The following is a 15,963-nucleotide window of genomic DNA, read 5'->3' on the forward strand; positions in this document are numbered from 1 at the left end:
TGATTAAGAGTCGGGACTAATCAAGATCCATTAATTCACCGGAAGCGTCAAAGCGACGCTTCCGGTGGTTGCGATCAGAAGTCGTAGGATGCAGACAGGCGCACATAGCGCGGAGTGTTGTAGCTATAGTTTTCTAGGCCAATTCCATATGTATTTGAAACCAGGCCGGGATCTGTTTCATAAACTCCGTCGATGCGAGTGACAGCGCGATCATTAAGGACGTTGAATACCTGGAGCCCCAGAGCAAACTTGTGTTCGGCGAACGAAGGACGATATGTCACGCCCAGGTCGACGTTCTTAATCCAGGGGGTCCGGCCAGCATCACCGGGTCGCGAAGGCTGGCCGCCGCAATAGTGATAAGCCGATCCGTAGCTGATCGGATCCGGGTTTTCTGGATCGTTGAAATAGCCCAGGCAGGAAACGGGTGTGCCTGACATGACACGCAGGGTAGCTGATGCCATCCATTCTGGCGTGATCTGATAGGCGCCGAACGCTTTCAGTTGATGGCGACGATCATTTGCCAAGCTGCCGCCTGCATAGTACATCAACGCCGCCGCATCCCAGTCCTGCGTTTTAGAAACGTCAGATTGCCCGATATCGGACTTGACTTGGCCTTCGGTATTACCATAGCTATGTGACCAGGTGTAATCGATGCGGCCGTACCACTTCTCATCGAACGGGTGTTCCAAAAAGAGGTCAACCGCAATGTAACTGCGCTTGGCCTTATCGGTGAAGCCCCAGTCCGATTGGGACATTTGCAGCTGGGTAAAGCCCGATCCATCGCGATTTGCGAGATTATAGGTGTTGGTCTTGCCCGGATTGAAAATAACGCAATACGGAGTGTCGATGGTCCTGGGATCAATTCCTTGCGATGCAAGTTTCAGGTCGCCACGTGCGGTGTAGTCATCGTTATGCATGTCGCAGACGTCGTCGATTGCCGCTTCCAGCTTCCGATACGTTGCCTTGGCGCCGGAGTTCCAACTTTCACCAATCGTCTTTTCAAAGCCAAGAATCAACTCATCCTGGTACTGCGACTTCAAGTCGCTTGGAGCAAATGCTCCTGGATTGGGTGCTTGGCCAAATTCGCCGTTGGCTGAAACCGGTCCCGGCCCGAACGGCGTCAAGCCAGTTGGTTCGCCGTTGGCGTCGATGCCGGTATAGGTGAAATATTGATCGGTGTAGGTCGATGCCGACGCGCCACGGATGGCAACGCTATTAGGAAGCGCCAGGTAGTAACGGCCGAGATTAGCGAATATCTTCAAAGATGAGTCGCCAAAAACATCCCAGCTCGCTCCGAGACGCGGAGCCCACTGGTCACCGCTATCCACGTAGGCGACATGATCACTGTTGAAGTTGGTGAACTGGTCATTGCGGATGCCCAGCGTCAGCAGCCAGTTGTCGTTAACCTGCCAGCGATCTTCCAAGTAATACGCTTTTTGCTCCACTGCCATGCTTGTGGTGGTGGTGAAAATACGTTGTTGGGCGTAGAACCCGTTGGAGCCAGCTCCGGGAGCACCGACGCCCAGTCCTGGACGTACTGGTGTCTGCTCTGTGAGAGCGCGTCCATAGATCCATTGGTAGCCGGGGCCGGTGGTGCGTACGCCCTCGTCATAGGCATTGAAGTACATGTTGTCCACGCCGGCGGTGATGTCGTGGTCACCCAATCGATAGTTCAACTCCAGACGCAGGCTGCGAGTCTTGTTGATCGGATCCTCTGCCTTCGCGCGGTTGGTCGTCTGATTGTTGCGGATCGGCGTACCGCCGTTCAGTGCAGGGTTCTGGCTAGTGACGCTCCCAAGGAACGGCAGGTCGGAAACAAATGGGTTGAATTGCTGATTATGCTGGTTGCTGCGTCCCCATGTAGCGTTCAAGGTCAGATCGTCCGTCAAGTAGCTTGTGTACTTGAAGATGTCGTAGCTGTCTTTGATCTTGAATGTATCTGGATAGGTTCCGGTGCGATCGCCACTCACTAGGCCATCGTAATCAAACGAGGTGTAGTAGCCACTACGGCGATCAGTATTTTGAACGCGCGTGTATTCAAGGATGTTGCTGTCGTTGATATTCCAGTCGACTTTTCCGTAAAACTTTGGAGTGCTGTATTCGTAATTATTACGGGCCTGGATGCTTGCATTGCTGGCGTTCGTGCCTACTCCGTCAACTTTTTCACTTTCACCAGCCACAAAAATGAAAAGTTTATCCTCGATCAGCGGGCCGCCAGCGTATGCACTGTAGACAGTGCGCGTTTGCTTGTTGTCCTTGCCGGCGCGGTACAAGGTGCCCGGTTGGTCTGGCGTATCGTATTCGTACCCATCTGGGAGCGCTGCATTGGGGTACCACACGTCACCACGCGAGCTCGCCAGAGAATCTGGCTCCCAAACGGTCTGCACACCAAAATGCCATTCATTGGTGCCGCGCTTGCCGAGCTGGTTGATCACGCCGCCTGTGGAGCGGCCGTACTTGGCGCTATAGCCGCCGGTATAGGTTTCCTGCTGGTCGATGGCGCCATAGGGCAGGCTGACGCCGCCCAGGTTGCTCAGCGGATTGCTGACGTTGAAGCCGTTGATGTAATACGCGTTTTCGGTAACGCCCGAGCCGCCGAAAGACACGACGGAGCGCGAACCGTTGTTGAATGCGCCGGCACCCGAGACAGCACCGGGAGCAAGCAGCGCAATCGCTTCTGCACTGCGTCCCAGCGGCAGGGTTGCCAGCTGTTCGGACGTGATCACCGATCGCGAGCTGGTGGAGCTGACGTCGATCTTCGGTGCATTGGCGGCAGTGACCGTGATCGCGCCGAGCGTGGTTGCATCGGTGCTGCCGCTGGCAGCTGCGCCAGCAAACGACACCTCGGTGCCGGATCCCACGCGCAGCTGCACGTTCTTGCGGGTGTCGACGACCTGATCGCCACGCTTCAAGGTGACGGTGTAAGCACCGACCGGCAACGAGCCGAGGTTGTAACGGCCGTTGGCGTCGATGGTGATCGTCCGGCTGAGGCCGGTGTCGCTTTGAACGACGATGGTGCTGCCGGCTTCCGAGGGAGCGCTACCGTAGATGCTGCCGGTGGTGCTTTGTGCGTAGACCGCGCCATTGGCGAGACAGGCGCCGAGCACAACAGCCAGAGCGGTGCGCTTGAGGGCATGGCGACGAATTTGATTGCTCATTCCTAACCTTTCAGCTGGGTATCGGGAGAAGTGGCGGTCACCGGAGAGTCAGATGGCCTTAACCCGAACGTAATGAATGTGTGGTCTGGGTCGCAAGCGGTTTGAATGATTGGTTAATGAAAAGGGCGAGATCCGCATCAAATATGCGGATCTGCGCACAAATTGCAGGGCATGCGAACAATCGCTGACGTGTTCGTCACGAGTATTCATTTTTGTCAGTGCGTGCGATGCGGCATGACATTGCGCCGACTAACCGAACGCTACATGGCGCCGCGTTCATCTTGAGAGTGTCGCGTCCGGAGTTACTGGTTTCATATGAAACATGAAGTCAAAAAAAGACCCCGTCGAACGGGGTCTTTTCGATGCATCGTCAACAGCGCTCAGAACCTGACAGTCGTACCCAGGTAGAAGAACCGGCCGATGTTGTCGTACAGCGCGGAGGTGAAGTCCGAGCCGAAGTAGTTGCGCGGCGGGTCCTTGTCGAAGGCATTGTCGATGCCGAGGTAGACGTCGATCTTCGAGCCGGGGAACTGATAGCCGAACTGGAAGTTGTGGTAGGTGTACGAGCCGTTCTTGATCGGGCTGGCCGAGCCCGGATTGCTGTTGTAGCTTTCCGGCGTCACGCGCAGGTTGCCGTCCACATAGTTCATGTCCCACGAGGCACGCCATTCGTTCCAGTTGTACTTGGTCTGGAACTGCGCGCGCCAGCGCGGGTCGGTCACGTATGTCACGTACTCGTCGTACTCTGCCGGGAAGTCCTGGAACACCCATTCGCGCGACTGGATCAGGCGCGTACCGACAAGGCGCAGCACGGTGTTGCCTTCGCCGAGCTGGAAGCGGTAGTCCATTTCCAGATCCACGCCCACACGCCGCGAGCGTGACAGGTTTTCGTTGAGCGCCTGCCAGCCGATGATGCTGTGCTCGGGGTAGATGCGGCCCTGCGGGTCGGTGAATCCACCCAGCGGGGCGCGCTGCACGAAGCCGCAGAAGCTGTTGTTGATGCCGCCTGGGTTGTCCACGCAGCGCGTGGCATTGGTCTCTGCGGTCACGGTGCCGATCGCGTCCTGCAGGTCGATGCGCCAGTAGTCGATCGACATGCCGAAGCCGTCGAAGAACTCCGGCTGCCACACCAAGCCATAGGACAGGCTGCGCGCGCGCTCCGGCTTCAGTTCCGGGTTGCCGCCGCTCACGCCGGGGCGGGTGGAGGTGAAGGTATCGATCCAGCCCACCGGCACACCCAGCGCACTGCAGTTGGCCTGGCGCAATGCCGCATCGCCTGCGGTGCCGGGGCGGTTGGTGTTGGTCGGCAGGTAGTTGCAGGGGTCGTTGATGGTCGCGAAGTTTTCGCTCTGCGAGTCGTACAGCTCACCGATGCTGGGCGCACGCACTGCCTGTGCCACGGTGCCGCGCAGACGCAGCGACGGGATGATGGTCCAGTCCAGGCCCACGTTCCAGGTCTTGGTCGAGCCGATGCTGTCGTAGTCCGAATAGCGTCCTGCCACATCCAGCGCCAACCGGTCCACGCCCGGCAGGCCGGCAAGCAACGGAATGGTGCTCTCGACGAAGACTTCCTTGACGGTATATTCGCCACCGCTGTTGGGGATGGCGTTGAGGAAGGTCGCGCCCGAGGCCGCCAGCGGATCGGTGATTTCCTCGCTCTGCTCCTTGCGGTATTCCACGCCACCGGCAAATCCGATGTCGCCGGCCGGCAGCGACAGCAGGTTGCTGTTGGCCACCGATGCGCTGAACACGGTCTGCTGGATCTTGGCCTGCGAGCGCGCGGTGGTGTTGAACCATGCGGCTGCTTGCGGGGTCACCGCGCCGTTGCCGAACACGCTGAACGGCACGCAGCCTTCGCGTGCCAGCGCCGAATAGACGCGATTGGTGTGCGGATTGATCGCGTTCGGATCCAGCGTAGTGCGGCAGACGATGTTGCCGCTGGCATCACGTGCGGCATCGATACCGGCCTGCCAGCGCTCGTTGATGCGGTTGTTGAGGTTCAGGCGGTCGACCGTGGTCTTGCCGTAGTTGGCGGATACGTCATAGCTCCAGTTATCGGTGAAGTTGCCCTCGGCACCGAGCACTGCGCGATAGGTCTTGCGTTCGATGTTCTCGCCGCGACGGCCGGCATCGACGTTGAAGCGGTTCATCAGGATCTGCGTGGCACCGCGCGAATCCATCAGCGCACCGAGTTCGGGGCTGACATACGGATTCTGGCGGCGCACGCGCAGCGAACTGTCGAAGGCCGGCTGGCCGAAGAATTCCGAATCGGTCTCGCTGTACTTGCCTTCGAAGAACAGGCGATGGTTCTCGCTGACCTCGAAGTTGATCATGGTATTGACGCTCTTGCGATCGAAGCCGGGCTGCAGGTCGGCGACCGCATTCAGATCGACGAAATCGCAGTCCACGCACGAGGTGTTGCTGACCACCGTGCCGTTGTAGCGGTTGCGGCGGAAGCTGCCGTCCTGGTTGAACAGGTAGCGGTTGCCATAGCTGGCCGGGTTGCGGAAATCGAAGGTACCCAGGTTGAAGGTGCCGCCGTAGGACGTGGAATGATTGCCGCCCGGGCCGCTGAGCACGTTCTGCGGATTGCGCTCGCTCGGCGGTTGGCTCGGATCGAACGCGGGGTTCTGAACCGACACCAGGTACTCGCGGCCGATGGCGCGGTTGCCGCGACCGAAGCGGTCCTGCTTGCTGTATTCGCCCGACACCGCGATGTTGCCACGGCCGTCCGCAAAGTCGCTGCCTGCCGAGAAGCTGGCGAAGGAGCGGTTGTAATTGCCCTCATCGGCCAGACCGGTCTGCGCGCGCGTCTCGAATCCGGTGAAGGTCTTCTTGAGGATGAAGTTGACCACGCCGGCCACTGCGTCGGCACCGTAGACGGCCGAGGCACCACCGGTGATGACTTCGACGCGTTCCACCCATTCCACCGGAATCGTGTTGACGTCCACCGCAGTCGAGCCCGGGCTGGAACCCACGTGGCGGCGGCCGTTGACCAGGACCAGGGTGCGGTCCACGCCCATGCCGCGCAGGTCGAGCAGGCCAAGGCCGGCGGTGCCGATGAAGCGGGTGGAATTGCCCAGTGTGTAGCTCGGTGCCAGCGCCGGCATGCGCGCCATCAGGTCGCTGATGGTGGTCGCGCCGGTGGCGCGGATTTCCTCGGCACTGATTGCGGTGACCGGCGAGGGCGTGACAAAGCCGGTACGCGCAATGCGCGAGCCGGTGACAGTGACCTTGTCCAGATCGGTGGTGCCGGGTGCGAGCCCGTTTTCTGACTGCGCGGCAGCGTGGCCGGCAGAAGCGGCCAGCACCGCAAACAACGCGGTGCTCAAACGATGACGCGGGGTGTGTTGCGGAAGACGGCTCGACATGACCTTGCGGATTCCTCGCTGGGATTTTGCGAAACAGCTGTGCTCGCTGAGCGCTGGCTGAACTGAATCTCGAACGTAACAATTCCTTAATCATGTGTCCACATTTGTGAAATTTGTCGCCATTTGACACATAAGTAAGCGAGCAGCGCCGATGTCTGGTGGCAGCTTGAAACGCATCTGCCTGTGGCCGAGCCGGTAAACTGCCGGTCTTCCCATGCGCTGCGCCTGGCGATGCAGCCATCGCTGTGTTGGCAGCGCACGACGAATCAGGCAGGCAATGACGACGATGGTGCAATACGCTTCAAGCAAGGCGATCGACCCCTCCCGGAGCGCACGCGCATGAGCGGCGAGCGCAGAATCCCCGCGCATGCGGTGCAGGGGGCGCTGGCGCCGCATCCACGCATCCGCAATGTGATCGCGGTGGGCTCCGGCAAGGGTGGGGTGGGCAAGTCCACCACCGCGGTGAACCTGGCGCTGGCCTTGCGTCAGCAGGGCGCGCGCGTCGGCGTACTGGACGCGGACATCTACGGGCCGAGCGTGCCGGCGATGCTGGGCCTGAGCGGGCGGCCGGACAGCCCGGACAACAAGTCGATCGAGCCCTTGCGCGCGTTCGGAATCGAAGCGATGTCGATCGGCTTGCTGGTCGATCAGGACACGCCGATGATCTGGCGCGGGCCGATGGCGACCTCGGCATTGACCCAACTGTTCAACGACACCTTGTGGGACGACCTGGATTACCTGCTGATCGACCTGCCGCCGGGCACCGGCGACATCCAGCTGACCTTGTCCCAGAAGATCCCGGTGGCCGGCGCGGTCATCGTCACCACGCCGCAGGACATCGCCACGCTGGATGCGCGCAAGGCCTTGAAGATGTTCGAAAAGGTCGAGGTGCCGGTGCTCGGGATTGTCGAGAACATGGCGGTGCACACCTGCAGCCAGTGCGGCCACCGCGAGCACCTGTTCGGCGAAGGCGGCGGCGAGCGCATGGCCGCCCAGTACGGCGTGCCCTTGCTGGGGTCGTTGCCGCTGGCGATCGCGATCCGCGAGCAGGGCGATGTCGGCCAGCCGATCGTGGTGGCCGCGCCGGAGTCTGCGGCAGCGCAGGCCTACCTGGCCGCTGCCGCGCGCCTGTCCGAGGAGCTGGGCAAGCGGCCGCGCGCCAGCATCCCGATTTCGGCGTCGCTGCTGTAGCGCGCAGGCCGGCGCTGGTGCCGGCCGCTTGCTAGAATTCGTTGCCTTTCGCGCGGGCCGCTCGGCCTGCCGCCTTCCGTCTTCAAGGAACACCGCATGAGCATCAAGAGCGACCGCTGGATCAAGCGCATGGCCGAACAGCACGCGATGATCGAGCCGTTCGAACCCGGCCAGATCAAGCACGATGCCGCCGGCCAGCGCATCGTCAGCTTCGGCACTTCCAGCTACGGGTACGACGTGCGCTGCTCGCGCGAGTTCAAGATCTTCACCAACATCAACTCGACCATCGTCGACCCGAAGCACTTCGATCCGGGCAGCTTTGTCGATATCGAATCGGATGTGTGCATCATCCCGCCCAACAGCTTCGCGCTGGCACGCACGGTGGAATACTTCCGCATCCCGCGCGACACCCTGGTGGTGTGCCTGGGCAAGAGCACCTATGCGCGCTGCGGCATCATCGTCAACGTGACCCCGCTGGAGCCGGAGTGGGAAGGCCACGTCACGCTGGAATTCAGCAACACCACGCCGCTGCCGGCGCGCATCTACGCCAACGAAGGCGTGGCGCAGATGCTGTTCTTCCAGTCCGACGAAGTCTGCGAGACCTCGTACAAGGACCGCGGCGGCAAGTACCAGGGCCAGACCGGCGTGACCCTGCCGCGCACCTGATGCAGTGGAGCAGCCGCGGCCTTCAGCAGGTCGCGGTGGCGCAGCAGTTGGCGCACGCCGGCGGCGATCAGCAACGCCGGCCACCAGGTCGACACCAGGTTGCCCAGGTCGATACGGGCCAGCCCGAGGTTGTCCAGCAGAAACAGCGTGCCCAGCGTGATCAGGAACAGGGCGGGAATCAGGCGATAGTGCATGGCGATGTCCTCGGTAGGTGTGCGCCCATGCTGCGCGCAACACGCCGGCCGATCAGGTGCCGGAAGTCAACACTTGCAGATGACAAACGTCATGTCGGCAAGGTCATGGCTGTATTGGGGGCCGTGTCGTGTTCGCTGGCAGTTCCGGGGATACAGGAGTCCTGCCTCTCTACGGGTGCAGTCGGCTAGCGCATGAGGCTTCGCGCGTCCCCTGATCCGCCCTTCGGGGCACCTTCTCCTGCTGGGAGAAGGGATGTCGGCGCTCTGACCAGGCGCTGGGGCTGACTGCTGGAATCGCTCCATTCCATATTTTTGGGCGCTAACGCCCATCATGCGCACAGGCAAGAGCCGCGCCTCAAGGCGCATTGCCGCATCCAATCAGTGACAGATCAGCAGCTACAGCCGGACAGTTCGGGGACCAACAGCGCCAGAAGCACGTTCTTACGATTCCCCAATCCCGATTCCCGATTCCCGACTATTTGCCCCGCCCAAACAACATCCCCACACCGCAGGCGACCAACGCCGCCGGCCACCACGTGGCGATCAGCCGGCCAAGACTGACATTGGTCCAGCCCAGGTTGTTGGCCAGGAACAGCAGGCCGACGAGGATCAGGATCAGCGCGGCGACGACATTGGATTTCATGCGGACAGGTGGTTGTGAGACGGGCGCCTATCGTAGCCGCTGCGCCCACGCAGCGACATGCTGGTGCAGCGCGTCGGCCTCGAAGCGCTGCGCGCTGCCGCTGCCCCAGACCGGGCCAGGCCAGGCCGCATCGCCCGGATGCCGGCCGACCAGATGCACGTGCAGCTGCCGCACGATGTTGCCCAGCGCGCCGATATTGAGCTTGGCGACCCCGGGCTCGACCCGCAGCAACTGCGAGAGCTGATTGATCTCGGCCAGCAACAGACGCTGCTGGCCGCCATCCAGATCGATCCACTCGCTGACATCGGCGACCCGCGGCACCAGCACCAGCCACGGGAAGCGGCTGTCGTCCATCAGCCGCACCTGCGACAGCGGTCCGTCGGCGACGAACACGCTGTCTGCGGCCAGCCGCGCATCGAGCTGGAAGCCGCTCGCCCCGGACGTGCCGGCTGCAGTCCCGCTCATCCCAGATGCGCTTCGAAAAAGCCCAGGGTGCGCTCCAGTGCACGTTCGGCGCTGTCGGCGTCGTAATGCGTGGGGTCGATGCTGCGATTGAAGGCGTGGCCGGTCGGATACACGAAGGTTTCCATCTGCGGCAGCTTCTCGCGATGGGCCTGGATCGCCTCGGGCGGAATGCTGGTGTCCTGCTCGCCGAAGTGGAACATCACCGGCGCCTTCGGGGTTTCGTCCAGCAACTGGGTGTTGCGGCCGCCGTAGTAGCTCACCGAGGGCAGGCCCAGGCGGATCGCCGACAGCAGCGCCACCGAGCCGCCCCAGCAATAGCCCACGGTGCCGACCTTGCCGGCGCGGCCGAGCAGGGTGGCGGCGGATTTGACCACCTCCACCGCGCGCTCCAGGCCGACCGCATTGGCCAGTGCCAGGCCGCGCTGCAGGCTTTCCTGGTCGTAGGGCAGCTGCACGTCCTTCTCTTCCAGGTCGAAGAAGGCCGGCGCCAGCACTTCGTAGCCGCGTGCGGCGTAATCGTCGGCCACCGCGCGGATATGTTCGTTGACACCGAAGATCTCCTGGATCACCACCAGGCCGCCGCGCGGGCTGGAGGTCGGGGTGGCGTGCCAGGCGGCGACCTGGCCGTCGGGGGTGTCGAGCGTGGTCCAGTGACCCATGGGAACTCCTGCTGCGGTAGGGGGAAGGCGCGCATTATCGACCGGATCGGCGGCGCTGCAGGTGAGGGTCTCGCTAAGATGACCTTGCCTGCCTGCAGCGCGGTTCAGAGCGCTGCCCGCGCGCCGCTATAATTGCTCCACTCAGGCCCCAGGCCGCTCCGTTCCCAGGCTCCTGCTTCCATGTCCCAGCTGAACCCCAAAGTCGGCTTCGTCAGCCTTGGCTGCCCGAAGGCGCTCGTCGACTCCGAACGCATCCTCACCCAGTTGCGCGTGGAGGGCTACGACATCGTGCCCAGTTACGACGCTGCCGACGTGGTGGTGGTCAATACCTGCGGCTTCATCGACTCGGCGGTGACCGAGTCGCTGGATGCGATCGGCGAGGCGATGAACGCCAACGGCAAGGTGATCGTCACCGGCTGCCTGGGCAAGCGCCCGGAACAGATCCGCGAGGCCTACCCGCAGGTGCTGGCGGTGTCCGGCCCGCAGGACTACCAGAGCGTGATGGAGGCGGTGCACACCGCATTGCCACCGCGCCACGACCCGTTCGTGGATCTGGTGCCCGACTACGGCATCAAGCTGACCCCGCGCCATTACGCGTACCTGAAGATCTCCGAAGGCTGCAACCACCGTTGCAGCTTCTGCATCATTCCCTCGATGCGCGGCGATCTGGCCTCGCGTCCGGTCGATGAGGTGCTGCGCGAAGCCGAACGCCTGGTGCGTGGCGGGGTCAAGGAATTGCTGGTGGTCTCGCAGGACACCTCGGCCTACGGCGTGGACCTGAAATATGCCGAGCGCCCGTGGCGCGATCGCATGTACCAGACCCGCATGAAGGCGCTGTGCGAAGGCCTGTCGGAGCTGGGCGTGTGGACGCGGCTGCACTACGTGTATCCGTACCCGCACGTGGACGATGTGATTCCGCTGATGGCCGAAGGCAAGCTGCTGCCGTACCTGGACATCCCGTTCCAGCACGCCAGCCCGCGCATCCTCAAGCTGATGAAGCGGCCCGGCGCGGTGGAAAAAACCCTCGAGCGCGTGCAGCGCTGGAAGGCGATGTGCCCGGAGATCACGGTGCGCTCCACCTTCATCGTCGGCTTCCCCGGCGAGACCGATGCCGAATTCGAATCCATGCTCGACTTCCTGGATCAGGCCCAGCTCGATCGCGTCGGCGCGTTTGCCTATTCGCCGGTGGAAGGTGCCAGCGCCAACGCGTTGCCGGATCCGGTGCCGGAAGAGCTCAAGCAGGAGCGTCTGGCGCGCTTCATGGCCAGGCAGGCGGAGATCTCCGCCGCGCGGCTGGAGGCCAAGATCGGCAGCGTGCAGCAATGCTTGGTCGACCTGATCGAGGACGATATCGCGGTGGCGCGCTCACGCGCGGACGCACCGGAAATCGACGGCCTGGTGCATATCCAGAATGGCGGCGAGCGCGGCTTGAAGGTCGGCGACCTGGTCGATGTGGAAATCACCGACAGTGACGAGCACGATCTGTTCGGCGATGCATTGCCGGCCAATGTCGCAATCCAGCAGGGACGTCCGTTGAATCTGCAGATGGTGTAACTGGACGCTGGTCCTGGCACATCTATCCGTAGAAGCGCGCTTGCGCGCGATGAGGCCTTATCGATAACGCCCCATCGCGCACAAGTGCGCTCCTACACGCAGGTCAGCAGAGTGTGGTCACTCGCCTACTGGGTAGCGTAATCCACCGACACCACCACGAAGGTGTGCTTGCCCGACGGCAACTGTGCTTCGAACTCGTCGTCCACGCGTTTTTTCAGCAGCGCGCGCGCCAAGGGCGAGTCGATGCTGATCCAGCCACGTCCGGCGTCGGTTTCGTCCGGGCCGACGATGCGGTAGTGCAGCAGCTCGCCGCTGTCGGCGTCCTCCAGTTCGACCTGTGCCCCGAAGAACACCGCGCGCGGATCGGTCGGTGCGGTATCCACCACACGTAGCGCTTCCAGCCGTTTGCTCAGATAACGCACGCGGCGGTCGATCTCGCCCAGCTGCTTCTTGCGATAGGTGTACTCCGCGTTCTCCGAGCGGTCGCCCTCTGCCGCTGCGGCGGCCAGCGCACGCACCACCTCCGGCCGACGCACGCGCCACAGTTCTTCGAGCTCGGCCTTGAGCCGGGCGTGGCCGTCGGGCGTGATCAGTGCGGTGCTTTTTTCGGCGGGCGGGCGCCAGCGGCTCATGGGCGGTGTATCGGACAGCGGGGCCGCGATGCTAGCGCGCATGGCCGGCTTGCGCATCTGCCGTCGCACGGCGAAGCTTTGCGCTCTCTCGGACACGGACGTTGTCATGTTGCTGATGCCGCTGCACAAACCCTGGTCGCGCCAGAACATTCCCTGGGTGACGCTGCTGCTGGTGTTGGCCAATGTGGTGGTGTACCTGGGCTATCAACGCAAGGACGATGCGCTGGTCGAAAACGCGGTGCGCTACTACGTCGAGTCGGGTCTCGGTGCAGTGGAGGCGCAAGCCCACGAGCGCTATCTGCAGCAGACCGACGACACCAAGTTGCGCGCTGCGCGCCAGGCCAGGCTGGACAGCGTGCCGGCGCGGCAACGCCTTGCCTATCTGGCGCAGCTGACGATGCACGACCTGGTCTTTACAGAGGCATTGCGCAGCGGTGCATTGTTCAAGGACGAGCAGCGTCTGCGCGAATGGCGCACATTGCGCGCGCCCTACGATGCGCGCCTGTCCAAGGTGTTCACGTTGCGGCATCTGCAGCGTAGCTCCGAGTGGTCACCTGCGAGGATGCTGACGGCCACCTTCCTGCATGGCAGCTTCGATCATTTGCTGGGCAACATGCTGTTTCTGCTGGCGCTGGGCACCTTGCTGGAAGGTGCGATCGGCAGCGGCTGGTTCCTGCTGCTGTATCTGCTCGGCGGGTTCGGTGCCAGCGCGGCCAGCCTGTGGTGGCGCTGGGGCGCGCCGGGCGGCGGCCTGGGCGCCTCCGGTGCGATCGCTGCCTTGATGGGCGCGTTCTGCGTGGTCTGGGGCAGGCGCAAGGTGCGCTTCTTCTACTGGTTCTTTGTGGTATTCGATTACGTCCGCGGGCCGGCGATCCTGCTGCTGCCGCTGTGGTTGGGCTGGGAGCTGTACAGCCTGCTATGGAGCGACGACGGCAGCGTCGCCTTCGAAGCTCACGCCGGTGGGCTGGTCAGTGGCGCCGTGCTCGGTGTCGTACTGGTGCTGTTGCGGCGCACGCGCCCGGCCTTCATGCAGGAGAGCGAGGCAGTGCTGGTGGACGATCGTTGGGAGCGCGCGCAGCGGCATCTGGGACGCATGGAGAACGTGGAAGCCGAGCGCCTGTTGGCGGAGCTGGCCAGCGAACAGCCGCATAACCTGGACGTGGCGCTGGCGCGCTACCGCACCGCGCGCAATGCCGGACGCAACCAGGACAGCGTGCAGCATGCGCAGACGCTGTTGCAGCTGCACACGCACCACGCCGAGCAGACGCGCATCCAGCTGACAGTCGCCGCCGAACTGAGCAAGGCCGGAATTGAGTACGCGCCATCGGCACGCATGGCGCTGATCGGCGCATGTCTGCGCACGGGATTGTTGGCCGATGCCGAACGTCTGTTGAAGGAAGGCGAGTCGGCGATGCCGCGCGCCGAGCTGGCGCACCACTGGTTCGTACTGGCCCTGCGGCACGGCGAGCTGCAGGACGGCGCGCAGCGTACGCGCTTGCTGCGTCAGCTGCTGGAGCAGTTTCCCGAGCAGGCACAGGCCAGCAAGGCACGCTTTTTGCTCAAGAACGGGTGAGTGGTTTCTGCTTGATCCGTGTTGCCAACGCAAGCGGTGAGGGCGCCGTACTCGACTCACCGGAGCTTTTGATCTGGCATTTGACTGCACTTGAAAGACATTGCTACGCGAGGTCCGGGTTGCTGTTGTTTCTTCTGCCTCGAGCAGAATTGTCTAGCGCGGATGGATCAATTGCAGAGCAGTCGATCTTCGACCTTGCTGCAGGGTCCTTACCCGCCCACCATCGCGGGACACGCCGCAAGTACGTCCTTGTAGGCTCTTACGCGGCATCCATGCCGCGTAAGGTCCCGCGACGGTGAGCGGGCAAGGACCAGTCGAGATGGTCGGTATGTAGGGTTGCGAGCAGTACGCGTCGCGCGACGGACCGATGGTGGAGCATCTGGTCTGCGCCTTAGAAAGTTTTGTTGGCTGCTCAAGCTGGTTGAATCGCCACCGCTTTCAGCGCGGCTTCCAGCTTCGCGCGCAGTGCATCGTCGTCGCATTGAGCCAGTGCGTCTTGCAGCACTGCGCGCGCCTGCTCATCGCGGCCGAACCGTTCGCCCAACAGCAAGCCGGCATCCAGCGACCAGGCCGGCATCATCCGATCGCGCGGCCATGCGGCGATTGCCGCAAGCAAGCCGTCGGTCGCCAGCTGGAATTGCCCGGCCATCTTTGCGCGCTCGGCCAGCAAGGTGGCGTGCTCTGGCGTCAGCGGGGTAAACGTGGAGTCGCCGTCCAGCGCTTCGCGCTGCAATGCGAGAGCGCGACGCTCCTGTTTTTCCTGCAGCAGGCGGTTGATGTACTGGCGGGTGTGCTCGCGCAGTTCGTCGTTGCGATGGTGTTGACGCAGCAGGCGCTGATACAGCTCGTGCACCGCCAGGCTTACCGCACGCGAACGTACCGCCCCGCGCAGGGCCTGGAACGCCTCGTCGGAATGTCCGTCGCGCAGGTACTGGTCGGCTTCGTCGAGCAGGCGTTGATCGGGGTCTTCGCGCTCGAACGCGGCGTCGCCGCTGGGCACGTAGCCGAGGTCTTCGTGGTACTGGTAGACCAGATACCCCATCAGGTGGAAGCTGGCGAACAGGCTCCAGATCGAGGCGATCACCATCGTCGCCTCGCGCACGATCGGCGGCAGATACTTCACCGCAATGAAGATCGCCGCAGTGGCGCTGCCCTGGATCACGTACAGCAAACCGTATGCAGCCAGGTACGGCCAGCCGATGCGCACTGCCATGTCGATCGACACGGCCGGATTGAGGGCGCGGCGTAGGCTGCCATCGATGGCCAGCGCAATCATCATGCCCGGCAGCAGCAGCTGGACTGCCAGATAGGCGATGGTCAGGCCAGGCTTGCCCGCCAGCACGCCAGCGGCACCAATGACGATGCCCAACGCAAGCGCCAGCAGGATCAGCCGCAGCACCGCGCTGTCGAAGCTGTTGTAGCCCAGCCGGGGCGCGTCGGCTTGCCCGTCGGCGGTATGGCGCAGGATGTCGAAGGCATAGGTGTAGGTCGCCATGCCCAGCACGCCGGCGACCACCAGTTTCAGAATGCCGGGCAGCACCAGCAGCGCGCTGCACAGCGTCAGCGCGATCAATGCGTACAGCGCCGAGCCGCGCAGCGGATAGGTGGCAATGGCGGGAATGCGGGTCCAGAACGGTGCCGGCGCGGCCTGCGCGGCAACCTTGCGTGCGCGAAAACGGTCTTCCATGACGCTCCCCAGGCGTGTGATGTGACCGGATTGTGCGGTGGTGCGTGCCGTCACGCAATTAGGGGAGGGACGCCGACTACTTTGAATCGCCAGCGACCGGGGACATGTCGCGGGCATGGTCCGGATACTGCTGGCCAGGCCGTGCATCAGTGCCGGCATTGCATCGAAGC

General features: G+C 62.9%; 11 protein-coding genes and 1 pseudogene. 4 read left to right on the top strand and 8 right to left on the bottom strand.

Annotated elements, in window-relative coordinates; genetic code table 11:
* Window positions 1-74: 74 nt before the first annotated feature.
* Both AC1KVE_RS02575 and AC1KVE_RS02580 read right to left on the bottom strand, forming a co-directional pair.
* On the bottom strand, window positions 75-3,158 hold the full coding sequence (locus AC1KVE_RS02575) for a TonB-dependent receptor (protein WP_102253842.1): 3,084 nt from the start codon (window positions 3,156-3,158) through the stop codon (window positions 75-77).
* Between the two features lie 380 nt (window positions 3,159-3,538).
* On the bottom strand, window positions 3,539-6,529 hold the full coding sequence (locus AC1KVE_RS02580; protein ID WP_481091946.1) for a TonB-dependent receptor plug domain-containing protein: 2,991 nt from the start codon (window positions 6,527-6,529) through the stop codon (window positions 3,539-3,541).
* Window positions 6,530-6,868: 339 nt separating this feature from the next.
* On the opposite strand from AC1KVE_RS02580, the gene apbC reads away from it, so the two are divergent.
* Window positions 6,869-7,720 carry an iron-sulfur cluster carrier protein ApbC gene (gene apbC / locus AC1KVE_RS02585; RefSeq protein ID WP_184609127.1) on the top strand — a complete coding sequence of 284 codons (852 nt, stop codon included), beginning with the start codon at window positions 6,869-6,871 and terminating at the stop codon, window positions 7,718-7,720.
* 96 nt (window positions 7,721-7,816) lie between these two features.
* Window positions 7,817-8,386 carry a dCTP deaminase gene (dcd, locus tag AC1KVE_RS02590; RefSeq protein ID WP_010366727.1) on the top strand — a complete coding sequence of 190 codons (570 nt, stop codon included), beginning with the start codon at window positions 7,817-7,819 and terminating at the stop codon, window positions 8,384-8,386.
* Window positions 8,387-8,397: 11 nt separating this feature from the next.
* On the opposite strand, the pseudogene AC1KVE_RS02595 reads toward dcd, so the two are convergent.
* The 4 genes and pseudogenes from AC1KVE_RS02595 to AC1KVE_RS02610 all read right to left on the bottom strand — a co-directional run.
* A pseudogene (locus AC1KVE_RS02595) lies at window positions 8,398-8,580 on the bottom strand (LiaI-LiaF-like domain-containing protein); the annotation flags it as partial.
* Window positions 8,581-9,055: 475 nt separating this feature from the next.
* Window positions 9,056-9,223, bottom strand: coding sequence for a LiaI-LiaF-like domain-containing protein (locus AC1KVE_RS02600; protein WP_006452352.1), 168 nt, complete (start codon window positions 9,221-9,223; stop codon window positions 9,056-9,058).
* A 27-nt stretch (window positions 9,224-9,250) separates the two neighbouring features.
* Window positions 9,251-9,688, bottom strand: coding sequence for an HIT domain-containing protein (locus tag AC1KVE_RS02605; protein WP_024939538.1), 438 nt, complete (start codon window positions 9,686-9,688; stop codon window positions 9,251-9,253).
* Window positions 9,685-10,347, bottom strand: a complete 663-nt coding sequence (locus AC1KVE_RS02610) for a dienelactone hydrolase family protein (protein ID WP_016905084.1) — start codon at window positions 10,345-10,347, stop codon at window positions 9,685-9,687. Before AC1KVE_RS02610 ends, AC1KVE_RS02605 begins: the two co-directional genes overlap by 4 nt.
* A gap of 180 nt (window positions 10,348-10,527) precedes the next feature.
* Between AC1KVE_RS02610 and rimO the strand changes: the two genes are divergently transcribed.
* A complete protein-coding gene (gene rimO / locus AC1KVE_RS02615; protein ID WP_434981964.1) occupies window positions 10,528-11,901 on the top strand; it encodes a 30S ribosomal protein S12 methylthiotransferase RimO in 1,374 nt (457 codons plus the stop codon).
* A gap of 125 nt (window positions 11,902-12,026) precedes the next feature.
* Here rimO and greB read toward each other — a convergent pair whose 3' ends face one another.
* Window positions 12,027-12,533 carry a transcription elongation factor GreB gene (gene greB, locus AC1KVE_RS02620; RefSeq protein WP_024939541.1) on the bottom strand — a complete coding sequence of 169 codons (507 nt, stop codon included), beginning with the start codon at window positions 12,531-12,533 and terminating at the stop codon, window positions 12,027-12,029.
* Window positions 12,534-12,639: 106 nt separating this feature from the next.
* Here greB and AC1KVE_RS02625 point away from each other — a divergent pair, with 106 nt between their 5' ends.
* On the top strand, window positions 12,640-14,106 hold the full coding sequence (locus AC1KVE_RS02625; protein WP_481091945.1) for a rhomboid family intramembrane serine protease: 1,467 nt from the start codon (window positions 12,640-12,642) through the stop codon (window positions 14,104-14,106).
* 412 nt (window positions 14,107-14,518) lie between these two features.
* On the opposite strand, the gene AC1KVE_RS02630 is transcribed toward AC1KVE_RS02625, so the two are convergent.
* Window positions 14,519-15,793: a hypothetical protein gene (locus AC1KVE_RS02630; RefSeq protein WP_184456323.1), complete on the bottom strand. Its 1,275-nt coding sequence runs from the start codon at window positions 15,791-15,793 to the stop codon at window positions 14,519-14,521.
* Window positions 15,794-15,963: the final 170 nt, after the last annotated feature.

The sequence above is a fragment of the Xanthomonas sp. NCPPB 2864 genome, assembly GCF_056675615.1.